Here is a 643-nt window from a genome sequence, read left to right as displayed (position 1 = left end):
AGTTGATTGATTCTAGGACTAACCAGATCATCATCTTCAAACTCTCTTATCCTCATTCCCCTAGTGAGATAAACAGTAACCAAAATAGAAGCTAAGTTAATAATAACTAGAAGCAATTGAAAAACTAAGGAAAAATGTAAAAACTGACGAGATAAAAATAGATAAGTAGAGACAAGCAAAAGCAACTGACCCAGGAATAATCTCGCAAAGAATATGATTCGTTTTTTAGCAAGAAAAGCTTTCATTTCTTTTCTTTCTTTTTAATTAAAACAAAATAGATCATAACCGCAATCAGATAGGCTATGGTATAAAATAGATGATACCAAATACTCTCCCTAAGCGGATAAAGAAAGATGGACATGATCAGATACAAGGTTAAAATGATTAATATTTTTTTCTTCATAAGATTTCCTCCTAAATGTATGCTTTATCTTAGTTTAGCTACAACCTTTACACTGCTAGTATAGCACTCCTTTTGAGCTTAATTCACCCAAATCATGAATGGTCATCGAAACGTCTTGAATTGCTCAAAGAGCACAATTTCCTTAGTCAACTAATAAGAAGTGAATAAGATTAAATTCTATTATTCAGAAATCTAATCTTATTCACTTCTTATAATCGATAATTATTTTTTAATCTATTA

Annotated in this window: 1 pseudogene; it reads right to left on the bottom strand. The window is 30.0% G+C overall.

The window, feature by feature from the left end:
* Positions 1 to 245 (bottom strand): annotated as a pseudogene (locus NML69_RS09905) (immunity protein); the annotation flags it as partial.
* Positions 246 to 643 lie beyond the last annotated feature (398 nt).

This window comes from Streptococcus sp. CF8-6 (assembly GCF_024295845.1).
Taxonomy (GTDB): Bacteria; Bacillota; Bacilli; order Lactobacillales; family Streptococcaceae; genus Streptococcus; species Streptococcus oralis_BO.
The sequence above is the reverse complement of the archived record's forward strand: the minus strand, read 5'-3'. Positions and strand labels throughout refer to the sequence as shown.